The following is a 3,902-nucleotide window of genomic DNA, read 5'->3' on the forward strand; positions in this document are numbered from 1 at the left end:
TTTTCAAGCATTCTCACCAGTAAATATTTCTGAAACTTTAAATAACTCTTCTATGATGGTTCATTAAGTATTTCTTATTAATTCGGGCATTGCTAATGCTTTAGCAGCAATGCCCGAAACATATCTCTAGAAGGAAGATGTCTGTGGATAATTCAAACAATAAGAAATGGTTAGTTGCACCTATCAGTAAAAACAATGATATGCAAATTTTATTTTCGCAAGTAATTAATAAACTGGAAGAGGATCCGTCTGTTCAACTAATTAAAGTTATCAGTAAAAAAATCCTTTGTTTTGCTGTTATTAAAACCGACCAAGTTACTGTTGATAACTTAAAAAAGGTTTTTGGTAACCAAGTGGATATTTCGTTAGACGAGTCACTAGATCAATTTCATTTATGAAAGGATAATTAATATGCCAGATTCTGAATCAAAAACATTTGAAGTTACTCTCAACTCAAAAGAAAACTATATGATAGCACCAAACTCTTCAAACACAGCTCAATTCTACACGCCAATGAGTGCATCAACAATGAATCGAATGCTTTCTGACATGGGATTGGACATAGTAAAAAGCGTAAAGAGAAAACAAGGTTCATTAAAGACGCTTGGAGTCAATACTGAAGTCGCAACTGACATAGTGGTAGCTAAAATAGACCCTGAACGCGCAGAGCTCTTAAAAGAGACTTTGCCTCAAAATTTATCGATCACTAAAGATGAAGTTTTAACTTACGGAAGTGTTGCAGTAGAACATGGCTTTAAGGGACTGTCTTTTACAGCTTCCTCAAAAATAATTACTACTACTGTACAATTTAAAATTATTGGTATTGACGATCAACCTATATCAAAGGTAATGGTACAATTAGTGGGCGATGCATATCCATCACAAAATATTACAGATGAGAACGGAATGGTTTCGCTCGAATTTGTGAGTCTGGAGAAAAACCCATCGGCAAGATTATTAGTGGTTACTCCTACTAATAATTATTGGGATATATATAATAAAAATCCTGAAATATCTTTTTCTTCAATTAATACCATCAAGTTAAAACCACTTTTTGAAAAGAACGAAGATTTTAAGGTGGGTTGGGGACAACAGTTGATTGGTCTAAGTAATATTCCCAAAGACATGACTGGTGCGGGAATTAAAGTCGCAATAATAGATAGTGGGTGCGATAATCAACATAAACTCCTAAAACATATTAATTTAGGGATGGATTTTACAAGTGACGATGCTTCTAAATGGAATCAAGATGAAATTGGTCATGGTACACATTGTGCTGGGGTAATTGCTGCTCGTAATGTAGAAGGTTCAAATGGTTTTGCTCCCGAAGCAGAAGTTCATATTCTAAAAATTTTTCCTGGAGGTAGCTACAGTAGCTTAATTGAGGCTTTAGATTACTGCGTCGAACATAAAATCGATGTAGTCAATATGAGTTTAGGAGCTGATACAGTAAACGCAACTGTAGAAGAGGCATTAAATATTGCTGCACAAAATGGGATAGCCTGCATAGTAGCAGCAGGCAATTCCGGGAATTCAGTAAGATATCCCGCAAGTTCCCCATATGCTTTCGCAGTAGCAGCTATTGGAAATATCGCAAACATACAAAAAAACACTTGGGACTCCACTATAGGAGATGTTAACCTACAAACCTCTACTGGAATGTTTTGGCCTAAGTTTTCTTGTTATGGCCCTGAAATTTCAGTATGCGCACCCGGAGTGGCGATCATTTCCACAGTACCGGGAGGAGGGTATAAAGCCGAATCTGGTACTTCTATGGCGGCTCCTCATATTACTGGGATTGCTACATTATTACTTGCACACCACCCTCTATTTAAGATGCAGTTTCAAGAGCGTAACATTCAACGAGTTACTGCATTGTTTGAATTAATACGCTCACTTTGTGTACCTTCACCCTTCGATGCAACTCGAACTGGAGCTGGTATACCAGTTTTTAAGAACACTTGACTGTTATTCACTCTCTCGATTTAAAAATCGTACGCCATTACCAGACTACAAACGTATAGTCTGGTTTTTCTATCTCCCTTCGATTACTATCATTGTACTCAGTCTTTCTAACTTTCCGTACAGCCTGTTTATCGACATAAATTCACAATACACTTAAGGGTTGTTGAGGGAATATGTGGTTTTTATTCAAGGATATGAATTCTGTATCATTGGTAAAGGGATAAGGATGTTTTCCTGAACGCAAAGAAATACCCCGCCAGTGAAGGCAGGGTGCGGTGCTTCCGTTGCTTAATATTTTATCGTCACTGAAAGAACGTGTAAATAAAGATTTATACGGTTCATATTTATTCATAAATAGGATCTTTTGCCAAAAATTCATATTGCTCTCATCGAATAAAACAATATTATATCCTCCTGCATTAACTGAACTTTTATATTTCACACCATCTAATTTCAATTGATCCTTAATATAAAGAGCAATTACTTGCGTAGGAAGATATTCTACAATGGTTTTATTTAATTCCACTGGTTTAGAAAAGTTGTTATTTATAATCCTACGAAAACTATGCACTTTATCTTCCTCTTCGATTCCATGAGTGAGATCTATTATTCTTAGTTCTCTATTAGGAGAACATTTAGCAATAGTTGTTGGCGTCCCTGCTTTTTGATGAACTTCTCTTAATGCTGTACCAATGGAATCAGCTACATATAAAAATGGCAAGCCTACTGGATTAATCCTTCCTGCTCCTGCTAAATAGGCAGGCGGAGCCTTTATTTCTCTTACATTCTTAAATGTTCGCCCCTCTTCCCATTTGCGACCTCTAAAAAAATCTTGATTAACGCTAATTGTAATTGATGGTAAATGTGAAATAAAAGTACTTAAAACGTCTTTAATCACGCTCTCAAATTTCCTCCAATGATACTGGGCAAAATCATCAGTTGAAACAGTAATGGTGGATGCAAGCTCAGAAACATCTACGTTTTCATCATCATTATCCTTTATAGTCCATTTACCAAATTCCAAAACATCTCCTCCCTAGTATAAAAAAGATGCTACACTATCTAAAACTTTACAAATAAGCTATATATTACTGGTAAGTAATTTTTTCCGGTAATCAAAATACCCGACGGGGAATGAGCAGGGGTTTATTTTATATATGCTCTAAATTCAAATCGTTCCCTGACAAAGTATTCACCGGCTATCTTAATAGAGTCTGGAGCGCATCCCTCAACTATGCCGCCATAATCCATCAAGTGACCAATTGGATCCGGACCTTCTCGGTACAAGACGAACACCTTTGATTGTGACAACGCGGCTGTTAGAAAATCAGTATCACTTTCCAGAACTTTATATGTGGTGCTCAGCTCATTCACTCCTAAATATTCTTATCTGGGAAGAAAAGTTTTAATCTATTGTAATGAGGAGAGTCGCTACAGAAACACTTTTTAAATGTTTCTTCAAACTCGTCATACCAAATACAAAGATCAATTTCTGTTTTCATTTTCTTGATCCTGCCCTCCGATACGTTTTTTAGAAAAGGCCAGCGCTCCCCCTTCTCTGTTTCCAATACACCTTCGTACGTGATCTTAAAGTCTTGAATATCTGTCCCCGTTCGTCTACTATAAATGGCCAGAATATTGGGCTGATTATGAGCTGGATTTACAGCTAAAAACTGTTTTGATGACCCATAGATACAATCTGAAACAATGTTGTATGTATTATCATGCTGTATGTCGTCCTGTCTTTCATCCTCATTTATTTCTTTAACTTCACAATACATTGAAAGGATACCTTCTATAAATATTTTTAAATCGGGGGTTTTACTTAATCTCATTTCCTGTTTAGTATACCTGTAAGGTTCATAATTCAATGCACGAAAATATTCCGCAAACACAGTTTCGGATATGTTCACTGTTCACCTCTTCCCTAGCCAACT

General features: G+C 36.3%; 4 protein-coding genes. 2 read left to right on the forward strand and 2 right to left on the reverse strand.

The features are described 5' to 3' along the window. Nucleotides 1–143 precede the first annotated feature (143 nt). Together ACQ76X_RS35600 and ACQ76X_RS35605 are read left to right on the forward strand one after the other, a co-directional pair. Nucleotides 144–398, forward strand: coding sequence for a hypothetical protein (locus ACQ76X_RS35600; protein WP_438498615.1), 255 nt, complete (start codon nucleotides 144–146; stop codon nucleotides 396–398). Nucleotides 399–411: 13 nt separating this feature from the next. Beyond that, entirely contained in the window at nucleotides 412–1,965 is a 1,554-nt protein-coding gene (locus ACQ76X_RS35605) for a S8 family peptidase (protein WP_438498616.1), read from the forward strand. A gap of 142 nt (nucleotides 1,966–2,107) precedes the next feature. On the opposite strand, the gene ACQ76X_RS35610 is transcribed toward ACQ76X_RS35605, so the two are convergent. Both ACQ76X_RS35610 and ACQ76X_RS35615 read right to left on the reverse strand, forming a co-directional pair. Then, nucleotides 2,108–2,989 carry an RES domain-containing protein gene (locus ACQ76X_RS35610; protein WP_438498617.1) on the reverse strand — a complete coding sequence of 294 codons (882 nt, stop codon included), beginning with the start codon at nucleotides 2,987–2,989 and terminating at the stop codon, nucleotides 2,108–2,110. 352 nt (nucleotides 2,990–3,341) lie between these two features. Further along, nucleotides 3,342–3,878: a hypothetical protein gene (locus tag ACQ76X_RS35615; protein WP_341378006.1), complete on the reverse strand. Its 537-nt coding sequence runs from the start codon at nucleotides 3,876–3,878 to the stop codon at nucleotides 3,342–3,344. Nucleotides 3,879–3,902: the final 24 nt, after the last annotated feature.

It is taken from the genome of Paenibacillus sp. IHBB 3054 (assembly GCF_051594305.1).
Lineage (GTDB): Bacteria > Bacillota > Bacilli > Paenibacillales > Paenibacillaceae > Paenibacillus_AQ.